This window comes from Streptomyces sp. NPDC058665 (assembly GCF_042714995.1).
Classification (GTDB): domain Bacteria; phylum Actinomycetota; class Actinomycetes; order Streptomycetales; family Streptomycetaceae; genus Streptomyces.
Map to the genome: position 1 here is coordinate 32082 of NZ_JBHXRX010000063.1, position 19039 is coordinate 51120.

At 71.0% G+C, this 19039-nt stretch carries 18 protein-coding genes; 5 read left to right on the forward strand and 13 right to left on the reverse strand.

From position 1 onward, the window contains the following. Positions 1–154: 154 nt before the first annotated feature. On the reverse strand, positions 155–2680 hold the full coding sequence (locus tag ACFWV8_RS31010) for an ATP-dependent Clp protease ATP-binding subunit (RefSeq protein ID WP_329383617.1): 2526 nt from the start codon (positions 2678–2680) through the stop codon (positions 155–157). Between the two features lie 452 nt (positions 2681–3132). Between ACFWV8_RS31010 and ACFWV8_RS31015 the strand changes: the two genes are divergently transcribed. Further along, positions 3133–3762, forward strand: a complete 630-nt coding sequence (locus tag ACFWV8_RS31015) for an SCO3374 family protein (protein ID WP_384211467.1) — start codon at positions 3133–3135, stop codon at positions 3760–3762. On the opposite strand, the gene ACFWV8_RS31020 is transcribed toward ACFWV8_RS31015, so the two are convergent. The 10 genes from ACFWV8_RS31020 to ACFWV8_RS31065 all read right to left on the reverse strand — a co-directional run bounded on the left by ACFWV8_RS31020 (position 3741) and on the right by ACFWV8_RS31065 (position 11970). Beyond that, entirely contained in the window at positions 3741–4076 is a 336-nt protein-coding gene (locus ACFWV8_RS31020) for an Lsr2 family protein (protein ID WP_023539576.1), read from the reverse strand. The two genes, ACFWV8_RS31015 and ACFWV8_RS31020, sit on opposite strands and share 22 nt — an antisense overlap. 144 nt (positions 4077–4220) lie before the next feature. Then, positions 4221–4754 (reverse strand): amino-acid N-acetyltransferase, encoded by a 534-nt coding sequence (locus tag ACFWV8_RS31025; RefSeq protein ID WP_329383622.1) that lies wholly within the window; start codon positions 4752–4754, stop codon positions 4221–4223. A 9-nt stretch (positions 4755–4763) separates the two neighbouring features. Next, positions 4764–5285: a BlaI/MecI/CopY family transcriptional regulator gene (locus ACFWV8_RS31030; protein ID WP_384211471.1), complete on the reverse strand. Its 522-nt coding sequence runs from the start codon at positions 5283–5285 to the stop codon at positions 4764–4766. A gap of 104 nt (positions 5286–5389) precedes the next feature. After that, positions 5390–5569: a hypothetical protein gene (locus ACFWV8_RS31035; RefSeq protein ID WP_189108794.1), complete on the reverse strand. Its 180-nt coding sequence runs from the start codon at positions 5567–5569 to the stop codon at positions 5390–5392. A 13-nt stretch (positions 5570–5582) separates the two neighbouring features. After that, complete coding sequence (locus ACFWV8_RS31040) at positions 5583–6209, reverse strand: hypothetical protein (protein WP_384211515.1); 627 nt, start codon at positions 6207–6209, stop codon at positions 5583–5585. Between the two features lie 176 nt (positions 6210–6385). Next, positions 6386–7183 carry a type III pantothenate kinase gene (locus ACFWV8_RS31045; protein WP_384211475.1) on the reverse strand — a complete coding sequence of 266 codons (798 nt, stop codon included), beginning with the start codon at positions 7181–7183 and terminating at the stop codon, positions 6386–6388. Next, positions 7183–8205, reverse strand: coding sequence for a carboxylating nicotinate-nucleotide diphosphorylase (gene nadC, locus ACFWV8_RS31050; protein WP_384211478.1), 1023 nt, complete (start codon positions 8203–8205; stop codon positions 7183–7185). The genes ACFWV8_RS31045 and nadC overlap by 1 nt, the downstream gene beginning before the upstream one ends. Beyond that, positions 8202–9986: an L-aspartate oxidase gene (locus tag ACFWV8_RS31055; protein WP_384211483.1), complete on the reverse strand. Its 1785-nt coding sequence runs from the start codon at positions 9984–9986 to the stop codon at positions 8202–8204. Before ACFWV8_RS31055 ends, nadC begins: the two co-directional genes overlap by 4 nt. Then, complete coding sequence (gene panC, locus ACFWV8_RS31060) at positions 9983–11035, reverse strand: pantoate--beta-alanine ligase (protein WP_384211486.1); 1053 nt, start codon at positions 11033–11035, stop codon at positions 9983–9985. The genes ACFWV8_RS31055 and panC overlap by 4 nt, the downstream gene beginning before the upstream one ends. Beyond that, positions 11032–11970 (reverse strand): Rossmann-like and DUF2520 domain-containing protein, encoded by a 939-nt coding sequence (locus tag ACFWV8_RS31065; protein ID WP_384211489.1) that lies wholly within the window; start codon positions 11968–11970, stop codon positions 11032–11034. Before ACFWV8_RS31065 ends, panC begins: the two co-directional genes overlap by 4 nt. 155 nt (positions 11971–12125) lie before the next feature. On the opposite strand from ACFWV8_RS31065, the gene ACFWV8_RS31070 reads away from it, so the two are divergent. Then, complete coding sequence (locus ACFWV8_RS31070; RefSeq protein WP_384211491.1) at positions 12126–13364, forward strand: threonine aldolase family protein; 1239 nt, start codon at positions 12126–12128, stop codon at positions 13362–13364. Positions 13365–13418: 54 nt separating this feature from the next. Beyond that, positions 13419–14510, forward strand: a complete 1092-nt coding sequence (locus ACFWV8_RS31075) for a DUF5937 family protein (protein WP_384211494.1) — start codon at positions 13419–13421, stop codon at positions 14508–14510. A gap of 103 nt (positions 14511–14613) precedes the next feature. On the opposite strand, the gene ACFWV8_RS31080 is transcribed toward ACFWV8_RS31075, so the two are convergent. Beyond that, entirely contained in the window at positions 14614–15291 is a 678-nt protein-coding gene (locus tag ACFWV8_RS31080; protein ID WP_384211496.1) for a response regulator, read from the reverse strand. 68 nt (positions 15292–15359) lie between these two features. Continuing rightward, positions 15360–16562: a sensor histidine kinase gene (locus tag ACFWV8_RS31085; RefSeq protein WP_384211499.1), complete on the reverse strand. Its 1203-nt coding sequence runs from the start codon at positions 16560–16562 to the stop codon at positions 15360–15362. Between the two features lie 173 nt (positions 16563–16735). On the opposite strand from ACFWV8_RS31085, the gene ACFWV8_RS31090 reads away from it, so the two are divergent. Both ACFWV8_RS31090 and ACFWV8_RS31095 read left to right on the forward strand, forming a co-directional pair. Then, positions 16736–17692: an SAM-dependent methyltransferase gene (locus ACFWV8_RS31090; RefSeq protein WP_384211518.1), complete on the forward strand. Its 957-nt coding sequence runs from the start codon at positions 16736–16738 to the stop codon at positions 17690–17692. Continuing rightward, on the forward strand, positions 17689–18843 hold the full coding sequence (locus ACFWV8_RS31095; protein WP_329383649.1) for an NADH-quinone oxidoreductase subunit D: 1155 nt from the start codon (positions 17689–17691) through the stop codon (positions 18841–18843). Before ACFWV8_RS31090 ends, ACFWV8_RS31095 begins: the two co-directional genes overlap by 4 nt. The last annotated feature ends 196 nt before the right edge of the window (positions 18844–19039 follow it).

The following is a 19039-nucleotide window of genomic DNA, read 5'->3' on the forward strand; positions in this document are numbered from 1 at the left end:
TCCACTTGTGCCTTCCCCCTAACTGGTGGTCTGGCAAACACACATGCGCGCCCGCCCCGGGGCCCCGCTTGGGGGGGCCGGCCCCCGCTCGCCCGGCCGCGCCCCACCCCTCGGGCTGGGCTCAGTCTCGCCTCAGCGTTGGTTCAGCTCCGGTTCACGCTTCCTTCGTCAGGTTCGGACCGGCGCCGCCGGCCGCCTGCTCGATCGGCGGGACGTCGGGCAGCGCCGACTTCTCCTCGCCGCGGAAGCTGAACTTCTTCTCCTCGCCCTCACCCTCGGTGTCCACGACCACGATGTGACCGGGGCGCAGCTCACCGAAGAGGATCTTCTCGGAGAGGATGTCCTCGATCTCGCGCTGGATCGTCCGGCGCAGCGGCCGGGCGCCCAGAACGGGGTCGTAACCCTTCTTGGCGAGCAGCGCCTTGGCGCTCGGGCTGAGCTCAAGGCCCATGTCCCGGTCCTTCAGGCGCTCGTCCACCTTGTGCACCATGAGGTCGACGATCTGGATGATGTCGTCCTCGGTGAGCTGGTGGAAGACGACGGTGTCGTCGACACGGTTGAGGAACTCGGGCCGGAAGTGCTGCTTGAGCTCTTCGTTGACCTTGTTCTTCATCCGCTCGTAGTTGGACTTCGTGTCGCCCTGGGCGGCGAAGCCCAGGTTGAAGCCCTTGGAGATGTCCCTGGTCCCGAGGTTGGTCGTCATGATGATGACCGTGTTCTTGAAGTCCACGACCCGGCCCTGGGAGTCGGTCAGCCGACCGTCCTCCAGGATCTGCAGAAGGGAATTGAAGATATCGGGGTGGGCCTTCTCGACCTCGTCGAAGAGGACGACGGAGAACGGCTTCCGGCGCACCTTCTCGGTGAGCTGGCCGCCCTCTTCGTACCCCACGTATCCGGGGGGAGAACCGAAGAGCCGCGAAACCGTGTGCTTCTCGCTGAACTCCGACATGTCGAGGGAGATCAGCGCGTCCTCGTCGCCGAAGAGGAATTCGGCGAGCGTCTTGGAGAGCTCCGTCTTACCGACTCCGGAGGGGCCGGCGAAGATGAACGAGCCACCGGGCCGCTTGGGGTCCTTCAGACCCGCCCGCGTACGCCGGATCGCCTGGGAGAGCGCCTTGATGGCGTCCTTCTGGCCGATGACGCGCTTGTGGAGCTCGTCCTCCATACGGAGCAGCCGCGAGGACTCCTCCTCGGTGAGCTTGAAGACCGGGATGCCCGTGGCGGTCGCCAGGACCTCGGCGATCAGCTCCTCGTCCACCTCGGCGACGACGTCCATGTCGCCGGCCTTCCACTCCTTCTCCCGCTTGGTCTTCGCGGCCAGCAGCTGCTTCTCCTTGTCGCGGAGCGAAGCTGCCTTCTCGAAGTCCTGGGAGTCGATGGCCGACTCCTTGTCGCGGCGGACGTTCGCGATCTTCTCGTCGAACTCGCGGAGGTCCGGCGGAGCGGTCATCCGGCGGATACGCATCCGTGAACCGGCCTCGTCGATCAGGTCGATCGCCTTGTCCGGCAGGAAGCGGTCCGAGATGTACCGGTCGGCGAGCGTCGCGGCGGCCACGAGCGCGGAGTCCGTGATGGACACGCGGTGGTGCGCCTCGTAACGGTCCCGCAGACCCTTGAGGATCTCGATGGTGTGCGGCAGCGACGGCTCGGCCACCTGGATCGGCTGGAAGCGGCGCTCCAGCGCGGCGTCCTTCTCCAGGTGCTTGCGGTACTCGTCGAGGGTCGTCGCGCCGATGGTCTGGAGCTCTCCACGGGCGAGCATGGGCTTCAGGATCGAAGCCGCGTCGATCGCGCCCTCGGCGGCGCCCGCACCCACCAGGGTGTGGAGCTCGTCGATGAACAGGATGATGTCGCCGCGGGTGCGGATCTCCTTGAGGACCTTCTTCAGGCGCTCCTCGAAGTCACCTCGGTAGCGGGAGCCCGCGACCAGGGCGCCGAGGTCCAGGGTGTAGAGGTGCTTGTCCTTGAGGGTCTCGGGCACCTCGCCCTTGACGATGGCCTGGGCCAGTCCCTCGACGACAGCCGTCTTGCCGACGCCGGGCTCGCCGATGAGGACCGGGTTGTTCTTCGTACGGCGGGAAAGCACCTGCATGACCCGCTCGATCTCCTTCTCGCGCCCGATGACCGGGTCGAGCTTGGACTCACGAGCTGCCTGGGTGAGATTCCTGCCGAACTGGTCCAGGACGAGGGAGGTCGAGGGCGTGCCCTCGGCCGGGCCGCCGGCGGTGGCGGCTTCCTTGCCCTGGTAGCCGGAGAGCAGCTGGATGACCTGCTGCCGCACCCGGTTCAGATCGGCGCCCAGCTTCACGAGGACCTGGGCGGCGACGCCCTCGCCCTCGCGGATCAGGCCGAGCAGGATGTGCTCGGTGCCGATGTAGTTGTGGCCGAGCTGAAGGGCCTCGCGGAGCGACAGCTCCAGGACCTTCTTGGCACGGGGCGTGAAGGGGATGTGGCCGGACGGAGCCTGCTGCCCCTGCCCGATGATCTCCTCCACCTGCTGGCGGACCGCCTCGAGCGAAATCCCGAGGCTCTCCAGGGCCTTAGCGGCGACACCCTCACCCTCGTGGATAAGGCCCAGGAGGATGTGCTCGGTGCCGATGTAGTTGTGGTTGAGCATCCGGGCTTCTTCCTGAGCCAGGACGACAACCCGCCGCGCGCGGTCGGTGAACCTCTCGAACATCGTTAATCGCTCCTCAGAGCGGTCAGGCAGTAAAGGGGTCGGTCCCCTCCCTGTCCTTCCGCAGCTTAGTCCCGCAAGCGGGGACCGCTCATTCCAACTGCCGACATCCGCCGTGATCACCCCGCCGTCGGCGGCGAACTTTCCTCACGAACAGCCGACACCTGCTCCAACCTGATGGTGCGAGACGATGTTCCCGCAGGCCAGACAGATACCCCCGCTATCGGTACGCCGATGGCGAACGTGAGACGTCCGGGACCGCGTGTCGCCCCTTCCCACTAGGAATGTCTTACCCGTAAGCACTGACACTCCATGCGGCGCACCCCCGTTCGCTCCGCTACGGGCGAACACCCTTGCACTCCTGAATGCTTCCGCGCGCCCCTGCGGCGTACACACAGAGCGAGCGCGCTTCGACTCTGCGTAACTCAATGCCAGGGTGGGGAGTTGGTCCGAATATGGCTCTCCCCGTTCCGTCCCCCCGCGCGCCGCTGTCGGCCGAAGACGGCGGCGCCCTCTGGTACGAGCGGAAGCTGGGCTGGGCCACGGTGGCCGGGCCGCCCGTCGCTCTGCTGACCGGGCTGCGTTTCGACGTTCTGGAGCTGCCCGCCGACGCGGGCGCCGCGGTGCTGCGGCGTATCGACGCGGCCGGGACCGGGCCGGTGGCACTCGCCGGGGGCCGGATGCGGCTGCTGGTGGCCGCGGGCGGCGCGGACGAACTGCCGGGGCTGCTCGACTGGCTGGAATGGGGCGGTATCGCCCTCGATCTGACCGCGATCGGCGCCGACGGCCGGATGACCGCTCCGGAGCCGCCGGGTGGGGCGCCGGGGCCACGGGGTCCGGGGGCGGAGCAGGGGGCCGCCGTGTGGCTGCGGCCCCCCGAGCCTGGACGCGAGGTGGAGCCGACGCTGCCGGCTCTCACTCATTTCGGACACGGACCCGGAGGCAGTGCCGGACTCGGGGACAGGGGTGGGGGTGTCCCCGATCTCGTTCGACTCGTGGACACGGCGGCGACTGAGTGCCACCGGGCCCGATTGCTTCGTGGAGAATCGACGGGTACGAAATCTCAGCCGTTGGCCTTCTCGTAGGCTTCGCGGATCTCGGCCGGAACGCGACCGCGATCGTTGACGCTGTAGCCGTTCTCCTTGGCCCACTTGCGAATTTCCGCGGTGTCCTTGTTCCCTCCCGCGGCGGCGCGGCCCTTGCCACGTCCACCGGCGGCGCGGCCACCGGTGCGACGGCCACTCTTGGTGTACGGGTCGAGCAGCCCACGAAGCTTGTCCGCATTCGCGTTCGTGAGGTCGATCTCGTAGGTCTTGCCGTCCAGCGCGAACGTGACGGTCTCGTCCGCCTCGCCACCGTCGAGGTCGTCAACAAGAAGGACCTGAACCTTCTGTGCCACCGGTTTTCCTTTCATCGAAAATGCAGTACGCCGAAAGGAAACCGCTTTTCTCAGGAAAACACAAACCCCCGGCAGAGGTTCAGTAGCACAAGAACACGGGAAACGTGCGCGATTCGGACATAGGGTTCCGGGTTCTTCAGCCGCTCACAGGTGCAGAAGCATCCGGCTGTTACCCAAGGTGTTCGGCTTCACCCGTTCGAGACCCAGGAACTCGGCGACACCCTCGTCATAGGAACGCAGCAGCTCACTGTAGACATCTCCGTCGACAGGAGTCTCACCGATCTCCACGAAGCCGTGCTTGATGAAGAAGTCCACTTCGAAGGTCAGACAGAATACGCGCCGCACCCCGAGCCACCGGGCCGTCCGCAACAACTTGTCGAGCACATGCCGCCCGATGCCGGCACCCCGGAAGCGGGGATCCACCGCGAGTGTGCGCACTTCGGCGAGGTCTTCCCACATGACATGGAGTGCGCCGCATCCGACGACAGTCGCGTCGTCGTCGCGTTCGGCGACCCAGAACTCCTGGATGTCCTCGTAAAGAGTCACCGTCGCTTTGTCGAGCAGGATGCCGTCGCTCACGTACGGGTCGAGGAGACGGCGGACCGCGGACACATCGCTCGTCCTGGCCCGCCGGACGGTGATGGCATTTACATCGACTTTCGGAAGCTCGGAGGACATGACTGGACGCTATCGCCCGGCGGGATGCTCTCGGTCGGCGCCCTCGGCGGGGACTTCGGAAGGCACTTCGGGCGGTACTTCGCCCGGCACTTGGGGGCTCGCTTCCCGCGAGGCTTCCCGCGGGCCTTCCGGCGCCGCTCCGGACGCGCCTTCGTCCGCGGCTTCCGGCCGGTCGCCGCTGACCATACGGACAGCGTCCTCCAGGGCTTCGCGCTGCGCCGGCGACATCATCCCGAAGAAGGCGACAAGAGCGGCTGCCGGGTTGTCACTCTTCGACCAGGCTTCGTTCATCAGCGCGGCCGCGTAGGCGGCGCGGGTGGACACCGCCATATATCTATAGGCGCGGCCGTCGACTTCCCTGCGTACCCAGCCCTTCTGATGGAGATTGTCCATTACGGTCATGACGGTCGTGTAGGCGATGGACCGTTCCCGCTGAAGGTCTTCCAGGACTTCCCGGACGGTGACGGGACGGTTCCATTCCCAGACGCGGCTCATGACGGCGTCTTCCAGGTCTCCCAATTGACGGGGCACATCGTCACCATAGTGTGAGATGTCCGAATGGCCGGTTATTGACGTTACAAAAGGACGTACGACCTCACGGAAGTCGTACGTCCTGATCCACGGCCGTGCCGCCGTCAGGCGCCGGACGGCCTGCCCTGCTGCTCAACGGCCTCCGCGCGGGCGATCGCCGCGTCCACGGCCGCGTCCTCCTTCGCCTTGTTGTCGCCGCCCTGGCTCTTGACGATCGTCACGACCAGGCCGATGAAGAAGGCGGCCATCACCACGGGGGGCAGGAGAGCGGATACGTAGTCCATGGCCCCAGAGTAGCTATCCGGCGGCCCGCCGCTCCGGTGGGGGCGTGGGCTTACGGCGTGGCGGGAAGACCTCGGACGGCTTGGGCATCGGACGCTCGGTGGACGGGCGCCCGGGGGCGGCCGGGCGGCGCGGGGGCGCGGGCTGTTTCCCCGGCCCCTTTCCGGGGGCCTTGCCGGGCTCCTCCTTGGGCCGCTGCGGGTCGTCGGCCGCACCGCGGCCTCCCTGGAGCGCGAGCAGCCGGGTACGGGGCGCGGGGGCGGCGGGAGAGCGGCCGGCGAGGCGGGCCCGTACGGAGTTCTCGGCGGCCCGCCGACAGCGGTCGAGCAGCGCGGCGGCGACGGGTGCGGCGCGCAGGGTGCGCAGAGCCATGAGGTCCTCCGGGCGTGGGTCGTACCCGGCGGCCAGGGCGTCCTGGAGGAGCTCCAGATAGCCGGCGGCCGAGCCGGGAAGCGCGGCGCGGTAGCGGGCGAGATCGGCGAGGAGGAAGGCACGCAGCCGGCCCGCCTCGCGGACCGCCTCGTCCACGGACTCGGCGAGCCGCAGGCACGCCCGGACGTCCTCGTCGGGAAGGGGAGAGGGGTGGAGAGCGACGGCGAGGGCGCCTCGGAGCACACGCAATTCGTCTGCGCCGAACGCCATGCCGCCGCGGGATCCGTAGGGCGTGGGCATGCGGCGACGATACTCACGAATCGCACAAAATCGTCTAAATGCGACAGCTGCGGCGCGCCGGGATCCGGGCGCCAGGCCGCCGGACGGGCTGTTCGCGGGCCGCCCGGCGGTCGAGGACGAACCCGCCCTGATCCGAAAGAAAGGCCCTACATGCGCGAGACGTTGCGCTCGTACACCAGTCGCAGCCCGATCAGCGTCAGCCACGGCTCGTGCTCGTCGATCACCGTCGCCTCGCCGAGGATGATCGGCGCCAGACCACCCGTCGCGATCACGGTGACCTCGCCCGGGTCCTCGGCCAGCTCGCGCGCCATCCGGGTCACCACCCCGTCGACCTGGCCGGCGAACCCGTACACGATGCCCGACTGCATCGCCTCGACCGTGTTCTTGCCGATGACGCTGCGCGGCCTCGCCAGCTCAATCTTGCGCAGCTGCGCGCCCCTTATGCCGAGCGCCTCCACGGAGATCTCGATACCGGGCGCGATGACCCCGCCCGTGTACTCCCCGCGCGCGCTGACCGCGTCGAACGTCGTGGCCGTGCCGAAGTCCACGACGATCGCGGGACCGCCGTAGAGCTCGACGGCGGCTACCGAGTTGATGATCCGGTCGGCGCCGACCTCCTTCGGGTTGTCCACCAGGATCGGCACGCCGGTCTTGATGCCGGGCTCGACCAGGACGGCGGGCACGTCTCCGTAGTAGCGGCGGGTCACCTCGCGCAGCTCGTGCAGGACGGAGGGCACGGTGGAGCAGATCGCGATGCCCTCGATGCCGTCGCCCAGCTCCTCGCCGAGGAGCGGGTGCATCCCCATCAGTCCCTGAAGGAGGACGGCAAGTTCGTCGGCCGTACGGCGCGCGTCGGTGGACACCCGCCAGTGCTCGACGATCTCCTCGCCGTCGAACAGACCGAGCACGGTGTGGGTGTTGCCGACGTCGATGGTGAGCAGCATCAGAGCGCCGCCTCACGGAGGTCGAGGCCGATGTCGAGGATCGGGGCGGAGTGCGTGAGGGCGCCGACGGCCAGATAGTCGACGCCGGTCTCGGCGTACGCGCGGGCGTTCTCCAGGGAGAGCGTGCCGGACGATTCCAGCAGTGCCCGGCCGGCGACGAGCGCGACGGCCTCCGCCGTCTGGGCCGGGGTGAAGTTGTCCAGCAGGATCAGATCGGCGCCCGCGTCGAGGACCTCGCGGACCTGTTCCAGGGTGTCGGTCTCGACCTCGATCGCCAGGTCGGGGAACTGGTCCCGCACGGCCTTGAAGGCCGCGGCTACCCCGCCGGCCGCGACCACGTGGTTGTCCTTGACGAGCGCCGCGTCGGACAGCGACATCCGGTGGTTGACACCGCCGCCGCAGCGCACGGCGTACTTCTCCAGGGCGCGCAGGCCCGGCGTCGTCTTACGGGTGTCGCGCACCTTCGCGCCGGTGCCTTCGAGGGCGTCGGCCCACGCGCGCGTGGCCGTCGCGATACCGGAGAGCCTGCACAGGAGGTTGAGCGCGCTGCGCTCCCCCGTGAGCAGGTCGCGGGTGCGGGTGGTGACGCTGAGGAGCGTGTCGCCGGCTTCGACGCGGGCGCCGTCCTCGACGTGCCGCTCGACCTCGAAGTCCTCCGTACAGACGATGGACAGGACGGCCTCGGCGACGCGCAGCCCGGCGACCGTGCCGCTCTTGCGGGCCGTGAAGTCGCCGGTGGCGACGGCGTCGGCGGGGACGGTCGCCACGCTCGTCACGTCCAGGCCGTGGTCGAGGTCCTCACCGATGGCGACGTGGGCGATGTCCTCGACCTGGACGGGGTCGAGTCCGGCCTCGGCCAGCAGCTCGGCGAGCGCGGGATCGAGCCCGCACTCCGGGGAGTCCTCACCGTCCGAACAGCCGCAGCCGTCGCCGCAGCCCCCTGCGGCGGACGCCGGGGCGCCGATCTGGATGAGCGGTACGTCCACGGCCTCGGGGCGCGGACTGTCTTCGGGCGTGCTCACGGTGACGGCTCCCTGGGGACGGAGAGATCTACGGGGTGTACGGCGGGAAACGCGGGGGTGTCGGTCCGGCTCAGCTCCAAGGCGCGGCCCGTGCCGAGGCGTACGACGAGATGGCGGTGCCAGTCGGTTTCGTCCCGCTCGGGGAAGTCCTCGCGCCAGTGGCAGCCGCGGGTCTCCTCGCGCTCCAGGGCGGCGGCCACGAGGACGCGGGCGACACAGAGGAGGTTGGAGGTCTCCCACGACTCGACGCCCGGCTGGGCGGGCTTTCCGGGTTCCGCCGGGTCGGCCGGGCGCAGGGCGTCCTGGTAGACGGCCTCCAGGGCTTCCGCGGCCACGCCCAGGCTCGTCGCGGACCTGAGGACGCTCGCGCCCTCGGACATGATCCGCTGGATCGTGAGGCGCGCCTCGGGGGCGATGAGCGGGAGGAGAGCGGCGGAATCGGCGGTGGCGGTGCTGGTGGCGGGCTGGGCGGCTGGGGTCGCGGGGCGGGGGGCCGCCGCGACCGCGGCGATGTCCGCCGCGATGCGCTCGGCGAACACCAGCCCTTCGAGAAGCGAGTTGGACGCCAGCCGGTTGGCGCCGTGGACACCCGTGCAGGCCACCTCGCCGCAGGCATAGAGGCCCGGCACGGTCGTACGGCCACGCAGGTCCGTGCGGACGCCGCCGGACGCGTAGTGCGCGGCGGGCGCGACCGGGACCGGCTCGGTGACCGGGTCGATGCCGTGCGACCGGCAGGCGGCGAGGATCGTGGGGAAGCGGGTCGCCCACATCTCCGCGCCGAAGTGCCTGGCGTCCAGATACATGTGGTCGGCGCCCTGCTCGCGCATGCGGCGCATGATGGCCTTGGCGACGATGTCGCGGGGCGCCAGCTCGGCCAGTTCGTGCTGGTCGAGCATGAAGCGGACGCCGTCGGCGTCCACGAGATGGGCGCCCTCGCCCCGTACCGCCTCGGACACCAGCGGCTGCTGGCCCTCCGATCCGGCGCCGAGGAAGAGCACCGTCGGGTGGAACTGCACGAATTCGAGGTCGGAGACCTCCGCCCCGGCGCGCAGCGCGAGTGCCACGCCGTCGCCGGTGGAGACGGCGGGGTTCGTGGTCGCCGAGAAGACCTGGCCCATGCCGCCGGTGGCCAGGACGACGGCGGGGGCGCGGACGGCGCCGACACCGTCGTGCTGTCCCTCGCCCATCACATGGAGGGTGACACCTGAGGTGTTGCCGTGCTCATCCTTAAGGAGGTCGAGGACCAGCGCGTTCTCGACGGTACGCAGGGACGCTTCGCGTACCGCGTCCACCAGGGCGCGGGAGATCTCCGCTCCTGTCGCGTCGCCGCCCGCGTGGGCGATACGGCGGCGGTGGTGGCCGCCCTCCCGCGTCAGCTGGAGATCACCGGCCGCCGACGTGTCGAACCGCGCGCCCGTCCCGATCAGCCGACGGACGGCGTCGGGCCCTTCGGTGACCAGGGTTCGTACGGCCGCCTCGTCGCAGAGACCGGCGCCCGCCACGAGCGTGTCGCTCAGGTGCTGCTCGGGGGTGTCGCCCTCACCGAGTGCCGCCGCGATGCCGCCCTGCGCCCAGCGGGTGGAGCCGTCGTCGAGGCGCGCCTTGGTGACGACGACCGTCCTGAGCCCGGCAGCCGTGCAGCGCAGGGCCGTGGTGAGCCCGGCGACGCCCGAGCCGACCACGACCACGTCGGCGTCGAGGGCCCAGCCGGGCACGGGCGCGGTGAGCTGGATACCGGCCGGGCGGGCGGGCCTCGGCTCCCGTGCGGACTCGGCGGTCACTGGGAAGCTCCGAACGTCAGGGGGATGTTGTCGATCAGCCGCGTCGCGCCGACCCGCGCGGCCACGGCGAGGATCGCGTCGCCGGTGTGGTCGTCCGGGACCTCGGTGAAGTCCGCAGGGTCCACGAGGGCGAGGTAGTCGAGCGTGAAGGACGCGCTGTCCCTGACCGCCTGGTCGAGGACGACGCGGGCCGCCGACCGTACGGCGTGCGCGCCACAGGCCGTCTGCGGCGTACGGGACGCCGCGTGGGCCACGGCGTGGCTGTCGGCGGCGGCGCGGGCCTCGCCGAGCGCGGAGAGGGCAGCCGCGCGGGCCGTGGACGTGGGCGCCGAGTCCGCGCGGGCGCGCAGCGCGTGCTGGGCACCGAGGCGGTCGCTCGCGGCGAAGAGCGCGCGGGAGAGCGCGAGGGCGGTCCGGCGCTCGGCGGCGGAGAGGTAACGGTTACGGCTGGAGAGCGCCAGCCCGTCGTCCTCGCGGACCGTCGGCACGCCGACGATCTCGACCGGGAAGTTCAGGTCACGGGCCATCCGCCGGATCAGCGCGAGCTGCTGGGCGTCCTTCTGTCCGTAGAAGGCGACGTCGGGGCGGGTGAGATGCAGCAGCTTCGCGACGACCGTGAGCATGCCGTCGAAGTGTCCGGGCCGTACGGCGCCTTCGAGGCGCTCTCCCATGGGTCCGGCGGAGATGCGCACCTGGGGTGTGCCGCCCGGGTAGACCTCGTCGGCGGACGGCGCGAACACGGCGTCGGCGCCTGCCGCCTCGGCCGTCTTCAGGTCCGATTCGAGGGTCCGGGGATAGCGGTCCAGGTCCTCGTTGGCGCCGAACTGGAGCGGGTTGACGAAGAGGGTGACGACGACGAAGCCGGCCGGGCCGATGTGCCGGCGGGCGGCGCGTACGAGTGCGGCGTGGCCGTCGTGGAGAGCGCCCATGGTCATGACGACGGCGGTACGGGCGGAGGGGGCTTCCTCCGGTGCGGCTGCCCGCGCGGTGCCGTGCCGGGCGAGCAGAGCGTCCAGCTCCGCGCGCGTGGAGGCCAGTTCGAGGCTCATCGCTCGCTCCCCGGCCCGCGATCGCCGTCGGCGAGGACGTCCAGCAGGTCCTCGGCCAGCTCCGGCTTGAGCAGGCCGTGGGCGAGCGCCCGGTCGGCCGTCGTACGGGCCATCGCCAGATAGCCGGGCACGGCGGCGGGCGCGTGCTCGCGCAGCTCGGCGACATGCGCGGCGACCGTGCCCGCGTCGCCGCGCGCCACGGGGCCGGTGAGCGCCGCGTCGCCGGAGCGCAGGGCATTGTCGAGGGCGGCGCCGAGGAGCGGGCCGAGCATCCTGTCCGGCGCCTCGACGCCCGCCTTGCCCAGCAGCTCCATCGCCTGGGCGACGAGGGTGACCAGGTGGTTCGCGCCGAGGGCCAGGGCCGCGTGGTAGAGCGGGCGGGCGTCCTCCTCGACCCACTCGGGCTCGCCGCCCATCTCGATGACCAATGCCTCGGCGGCCAGGCGCAGTTCGTCGGGGGCGGTGACTCCGAAGGAGCAGCCCGCGAGCCGCTGGACGTCCACGGAGGTTCCCGTGAACGTCATCGCGGGGTGGAGCGCGAGCGGCAGCGCGCCCGCGTGCAGCGCGGGGAGGAGCACCTTCGTGCCGTACCTCCCCGACGTGTGGACCAGCAGCTGTCCCGGACGGACGGCTCCGGTCTCGGCCAGACCTTCGACCAGACCGGGAAGGGCGTCGTCCGGGACCGTCAGCAGCACCAGCTCCGCGCGGGCGAGCACTTCGGCGGGCGTCACGAGGGGCACCTCGGGCAGCAGGACGGCCGCCCTCCGTACGGAGGCGTCGGAGACGCCCGACGCGGCGACCGGGCGGTGTCCGGCGAGCCGGAGAGCTGCGGCCAGCGCCGGCCCGACGCGCCCGGAACCGACGACTCCGACCGTGAGCCGGGCGGGCCTGTCCCTCGGGTCACGAGGATCGAGGGGGACTGCTGATGCGTTCACGCGGCGGGGCCTTCCGTTCCAGTCCGCGACGGGTACCGGACGATTTCTCGCCATGCTACGCCAGCGTTTCGCGGCATTCCCCGACTGTCCACAGGGTGCGGGCGGCAGTACTAAAAGCACTGGGCGGACCGCGCCCGGTGGACGATGATCCCACCATGGGAGAGACGAGCGAACAGGACGAACGACGGCGGCGGCTGGCCGCCTGGCATGCCTCCGGACGGATCCTCTGGCGCGGCCACGCCGACCGGCCCGTCGGCGAACAGCTGGCCGCGCTCGCGGCCGACGCGTCGTCGGTCTACGACCTCGACGAGTGGGCCGACGTGTACGGGAACGGGGTCGTCGCCGAGCTGGAGAGCCGGGTGGCGGCCCTCCTCGGTTTCCCGGCCGCCGCGTTCTTCCCGACGGGCACCATGGCGCAGCAGGTGGCACTGCGTTGCTGGGCGGGCCGCACCGGCAACGCGACCGTGGCCCTTCATCCGATGGCGCACCCGGAGGTGCACGAGGGCGGCGCCCTGTCGGTCGTGAGCGGCTTGCGGACGACCCATCCGACGTCCGAGCCCCGGCTGCCCACGGCCGAGGAGATCGAGGCCACGGACGAGCCGTTCGGCACGCTGATGCTGGAACTGCCGCTGCGCGACGCCGGGTTCGTACTGCCGACGTGGGACGATCTCGTCGCCGTCGTGGCGGCGGCGCGTGAGCGCGACGCGGTGGTGCACTTCGACGGGGCGCGGCTGTGGGAGAGCGTGACGCATTTCGGCCGCCCGCTGGAGGAGATCGCGGGGCTCGCGGACAGCGTGTACGTGTCCTTCTACAAGTCTCTGGGCGCGATGTCCGGAGCGATGCTCGTGGGGTCCTCGACGCTGGTCGAGGAGGCGCGGGTGTGGCGGCATCGGTACGGAGGACAGGTCTTCCAGCAGTATCCGGCGGCGCTGTCCGCGCTGCTGGGGCTGGAGCGGGAGCTGCCACGGCTGCCGTCGTACGTCGCGCACGCGCGCGTGGTCGCGGCGGCGCTGGCGGAAGGGCTCGCGGAGCCGTCGCGAGGACCGGGAGCCGGATCGGGAGTCGGATCGGGAGCGGTGTCCGCCGCGCCGTGGTTCCGGGTGCATCCGCAGCAGCCGCACACCCACCAGTTCCAGGTCTGGCTCCCGTACGACGCCCGGGTGCTGAACGAGGCGGCCGTGCGGCAGGCCGAGGAGACGGGAGTGTCGCTCTTCCGCCGCTGGTTCGACTCGGGCTCCGGCCCGCCGGGCGTCTCGGTGACGGAGGTGACGGTCGCCGGGGCCGGGCTGGAGTGGACGGCGGACGACGTCCGGCAGGCCGTACGGGAGTTCATGACCCGCGTGAAGGCGGAGGCTGAAGCAACAGCGGAGGCGAGGGACCGGCCCGCCGATTGACGGGCGCCGTCAATCGTGCGCCGCGCTGTCAGTGGTGGCATGCAGCATGGGTGCATGAGCGTGACCATCGACATCACCGGGCTGCCCCACGAACGGATCGTCTTCGGACCGTCCCCGCTCGCCGAGCTGGCCGCGGCCCTTCACGCACTGTCCGAGCCCGGACACCACGCCCGGCTCCACGCCTGGATCACGTCCACCTCCGCCGGGCTCAAGCCCGAACTGGCCGACCGGCTGCACGAGGCGGACTTCCTGTGGCGGTCCGCCCGCTCCGACATCCTGCTGCCTCCCCGCCCCCGCGAGACGCTGGCCGAGGAGCTGGACGACCTCGACACGATGCCCGACGAGCAGTATGTGGCGGCGGCGCTGGAGATCTGCTGCGCCAGTCAGTACGGCGCGGGCGCCCCGTCCCCGCTGGTGGACGCCCCCACGCGGGAGCGCGCGCTGGAGCTGGCCGCGGCGCGCGGACCGCGCCGGTCCGCCTTCGTACGGCGCATGCTGACCGATCCGCCCGCCGTCCGGGCATGGATACGGCGGCTGATGGAAGACTGCGACCAGGCGTTCTTCGCCGAGACCTGGCAGCGGGTCCGGGTCCAACTGGCTGCCGACGCCCGGCACAAGACCGACCTGCTGCGGCGCAAGGGACTCGCGGAAGCCGTCGCCGCCGTCTCGGCCGCCGTGAGCCTGGAAGAGACGGAGCAGGGCACCGCCGTCGTCGTGGACAAGCTCACGTCGGGCCGCACAAGCGCCGCCGGATCGGGCCTGACCTTCCTGCCGACCGCCTTCGGGTGGCCGCACCTGCTCGCGCTGCACGCGCCCGGCTGGCAGCCGGTCGTGCAGTACCCGGTGGGCAGTCCGGAGCCGTCGGGCGGCGCGCCTTCCGTGGAGACGGTCAAGCTGCGCCTTGAGGCGGTCGCGCATCCCATGCGGATGCGGCTGTGCCGGAGCCTCGCGCGGGGCGCGTATTCGACGAGCGAGCTGGCCGACACGTACGGGATAACGGCGCCGGAGGTGTCCCGGCATCTCTCCGTGATACGCAAGGCGGGCCTGCTGACGACCCGCCGCCGTGGCCGCTATGTGCTGCACCAACTGGACGTGACCCTCGTGGCCCGGCTCGGCAGCGACTTCCTGGAGGGTGTGCTGCGCTGACGGCTGTCGGCGTTCGGGCCGAGCCGCGGCCCCGCCGACGCGGCGATGCTGCCGGCGACCTGAGGGATCGTCACGCCGTCCGTACGGATGCGCTCGCCGGACTTCAGACGGCGCCGCCTCCGGCGCGTACCAGCCCCGACTCGTACGCGAGCACCACGACCTGCACCCGGTCGCGCAGGCCGAGCTTGGTGAGGATGCGGCCGACATGGGTCTTCACCGTCGCCTCGGAGAGGACCAGCCGGGCGGCGATCTCGCCGTTCGACAGGCCCTGGGCGACCAGCAGCATGACCTCGCGCTCGCGGCCGGTCAGCCTCTCCAGCGCGCCGGTGGCCGCGGCGCTCTCCCGGCCGCTCGGCAGCATGGCCGAGAAGCGGTCGAGCAGCCGCCGGGTCGTGGACGGCGCGACGACCGCGTCACCGCTGTGCACCGCGCGGATCGCGCTCAGCAGCTCGGACGGCGGCACGTCCTTGAGCATGAAGCCGCTGGCGCCCGCCTTGAGCCCGGAGAAGGCGTACTCGTCGAGGTCGAACGTCGTCAGGATGAGCACCTTGGGCGCGCCGGGCTCCGCGCAGATGCGCCGAGTCGCCTCCACACCGTCCAGCCGTGGCATGCGTACGTCCATGAGGACGACGTCCACGGTGGTGGCGCGCAGATTCTCGATCGCCTCCGCGCCGTCGCCCGCCTCCGCGACGACCTCCATGTCCGGCTGTGCGGCCAGCACCATACGAAAACCGGTGCGCAGCAGCACCTGGTCGTCGACGAGCATCACGCGGATCGACATCGGCGGGGTTCCTTCTCCGTAGGAGGGCGGGCGGTCGGTGAGTGTTCGGAGGTTCGGTTCGGAGGGGTTCAGTGCACGGGCTTCAACGGAAGCAGCGCGCTGATCCGGAAGCCGCCCCCCGGCCGCGGCCCCGCGTCGAGCGTGCCGCCGACCATGCCGACGCGCTCCCGCATCCCGATGAGGCCGTGCCCCCGGCCGTCCGCGCCACCGTCCACGTACAGATCGTGGCCCGCGCCGCGCCCGTCGTCCTCGACCAGGAGTCCGAGCCCGTCGTCGAAGTAGACCAGACGGACGCTGGCTCCCACATCGGGTCCGCCGTGCTTGCGGCTGTTCGTCAGCGCTTCCTGCACGATCCGGTACGCGGTGAGCTCCACGCCGCTCGGCAGCGACCGGGGGGTGCCCTCGACCTTGAAGTCCACGGTCAGCCCCGCCGACCGCACCTGCTCGACCAGGTCCTCTATCTGCTGGACGTCGGGCTGCGGCACGTACTCGCCGCTCTCCTTGACGTCGCCGGTCCGCAGCACACCGAGCAGCCGGCGCATCTCGGCCAGTGCCTGCCGCCCGGTGCCAGAGATGGTCTCCAGGGCCTGCCTGGCCTGTTCGGGCGCGGTGTCCAGGACGTACGCGGCGCCGTCGGCCTGGACAACCATCACCGAGACGTTGTGCGCGACGACGTCGTGCAGCTCGCGGGCGATCCGCGCGCGCTCGGCGGCGACCGCGACCTTGGCCTGCGCCTCCCGCTCCTTCTCCAGCCGGGTCGCGCGCTCCTCCAGCTGGGCGAAGTACGCGCGGCGGGTACGGACGGAGTCGCCCAGCACCCAGGCGAGTGCGAAGGGCAGCGCCAGCACGACGGTGAGGAAGAACTGCCCGCCGGCGCTCTCCTCGCTCGCGGGCCAGCGAAGCTGGGCCAGCGGCGCCGCGGCGAGGCCGCCGATCAGCGCCAGCTGAGTGGCCCAGCGCGGGCCGCCCCGTGCGGCGACCGTGTAGATGAGCGCCAGCATGGCGAAGTTGGCCGGATTGGGCCGCACGCCGGTCAGCAGCTGGCCCACCCCCAGACCGGCCACGAGCAGCAGCATCTTCTCCGGATGGCGTCGGCGCAGCGCGACGCTCAGGGACAGCAGCAAAACGATCACCGCGGCTACGGCCTTCGGCTCGGCGCCGACACCCGCCTGCACGACCACCCACAGCATGGAAAACCCGAAGAGCACCACAGCCCAGAAGCTGTCGACGCCCGTCGGGTGTCTACGGAGAAAGTCATAGAGACGCTGCACGTAACCCAGCGTAGGGAAGCCACAAAGGTAGAAGGGTCAACCGGAGGGCCGATCCGGTCGGCCGGGGAGTACTCCCCAAGGTGGAGACTGGGCCCGTGACGGATGAGACGTGTAAGCGCCACGGAGCCGTGAGGGCTCCGTGGGGCGTGGAGGCCCGCGGATGGGCCGCGGCGATGGAGAGCGCCCTGTACGGCCCGGAGGGCTTCTACCGGCGCCCTGAGGGGCCCGCCGGGCACTTCCGCACCTCTGTGCACGCCTCACCGCTCTTCGCGTCGGCCGTCGCGAAGCTTCTGGCGGTGACCGCCGACGCGCTGGAGACCGACGAGATCGCCCTGGTCGACATGGGCGCGGGGCGCGGAGAACTGCTGACCGCTGTCCTCGCCGCCGTACCGGACGGGCTGGCCGTACGGCCGTACGCCGTCGAACTGGCCGCGCGACCGCCGGGACTCGATCCGCGCGTCGAGTGGACCGACAGGCCGCCGACCGGGGTGCGGGGGCTGCTGTTCGCCAACGAGTGGCTGGACAACGTGCCCGTGGACGTCGCCGAGGTGGGGCCCGACGGGACGGTGCGGTACGTCCTGGTGGGCCCCGACGGCACGGAGCGGCCCGGCGACGCGGTCGTAGGACCGGACGCGCGGTGGCTGGCGCGCTGGTGGCCGATGGACGGGCCGGGCGCGCGGGCGGAGATCGGCCGCACTCGTGACGAGGCGTGGGCCGCCGCCGTGGCGACGCTGGACCGGGGGCTCGCGGTGGCCGTCGACTACGCACACGTACGCGGCGACCGGCCGCTGTTCGGGACGCTGTCCGGCTTCCGGGACGGCCGCGAGGTACGGCCGGTACCGGACGGCACCCGCGACATCACCGCCCATGTCGCACTGGACGCGTGCGCGGCGGCCGCAAGCCCGGGAGGCGCGGCGGCCTTCGTACTGAGCCAGCGTGAGGCCCTGCACCGCCTCGGCGTCAGCGGTGAGCGCCCGCCGCTCTCTCTCGCCACGACCGACCCCGCCTCCTACGTACGCGCGCTCGCCACCGCCGGCGAGGCCGCCGAACTGACCGCGCGGGGCGGTCTCGGGGACTTCGGCTGGCTGATGCTTCCGGTCGGTACGGCTCTGAGAGACTGGCCCGCATGACGGAGACCACCCGCACGACGACGGTCGGCATCGGCGGCGCGGCCGAGAGCACGGACATGGTGCTCAACATCGGGCCCCAGCACCCCTCGACGCACGGTGTGCTCCGACTGCGGCTGGTACTCGACGGCGAGGTGATCCGGGAGGCCGAGCCGGTCATCGGGTACATGCACCGGGGCGCCGAGAAGCTGTTCGAGGCGCGGGACTACCGCCAGATCATCATGCTCGCCAACCGCCACGACTGGCTGTCGGCGTTCGCCAACGAGCTGGGTGTGGTGATGGCCGTCGAGCGGATGCTCGGCATGGAGGTGCCGCAGCGCGCCGTCTGGACCCGGACCCTGCTCGCCGAGCTGAACCGGATGCTCAACCATCTGATGTTCCTCGGCTCCTACCCCCTCGAACTGGGCGGGATCACCCCGGTGTTCCATGCCTTCCGGGAGCGCGAGGAGCTGCAGGCCGTCATGGAGGAGATCTCCGGCGGCCGGATGCACTTCATGTTCAACCGGGTCGGGGGTCTCAAGGAGGACCTGCCCGCGGGCTGGCTGGACCGCGCCAGGCACGCGGTCGCCCAGGTCCGTTCGCGGATGGACGTCTACGACAGGCTGGTCCTCGGCAACGAGATCTTCCGGGGCCGCACCCGTGGCGTGGGGGTCCTGGCGGCGAAGACCGTGCACGCGTACGGGGTTTCGGGGCCGATCGCGCGGGCCTCGGGCGTCGACTTCGACCTGCGCCGCGACGAGCCGTACCTCGCGTACGGCGAACTCCAGGACACGCTGAAGGTCGTCACCCGCGAGGAGGGCGACTGCCTGGCCCGCTTCGAGTGTCTGCTGGGCCAGACCCACAACTCGCTCGACCTCGCGGACGCGTGCCTGGACCGCATCGCCGGCCTGGAGCCCGGTCCGGTCAACCAGCGGCTGCCCAAGGTCCTCAAGGCGCCGGAGGGACACACGTACGCCTGGACCGAGAATCCGCTCGGCATCAACGGCTACTACCTGGTGTCGAAGGGCGAGAAGACCCCGTACCGGCTGAAGCTGCGCTCGGCGTCCTTCAACAACATCCAGGCCCTGACCGAGCTGCTGCCTGGCACCCTGGTCGCCGACATGGTGGCGATCCTCGGCTCGCTCTTCTTCGTCGTCGGCGACATCGACAAGTAGCGGGGCGCGCCGCGGCCGGCCGGTGCTGCCGCGGTGCGAGATCTCCGTCGGCCTGAGGCTGGTTGAGAGGGCGCGGACAGGTGCGAACCTCTCGAAGCCCAGCCCTAGGTGTATTGACTCGCAGGGTTGTTGACGCGGGTGATGGGTGGCTTGCCTCCGAGTGCGGTGTGGCCGCGATGGTAGTTGTAGGTGTGCA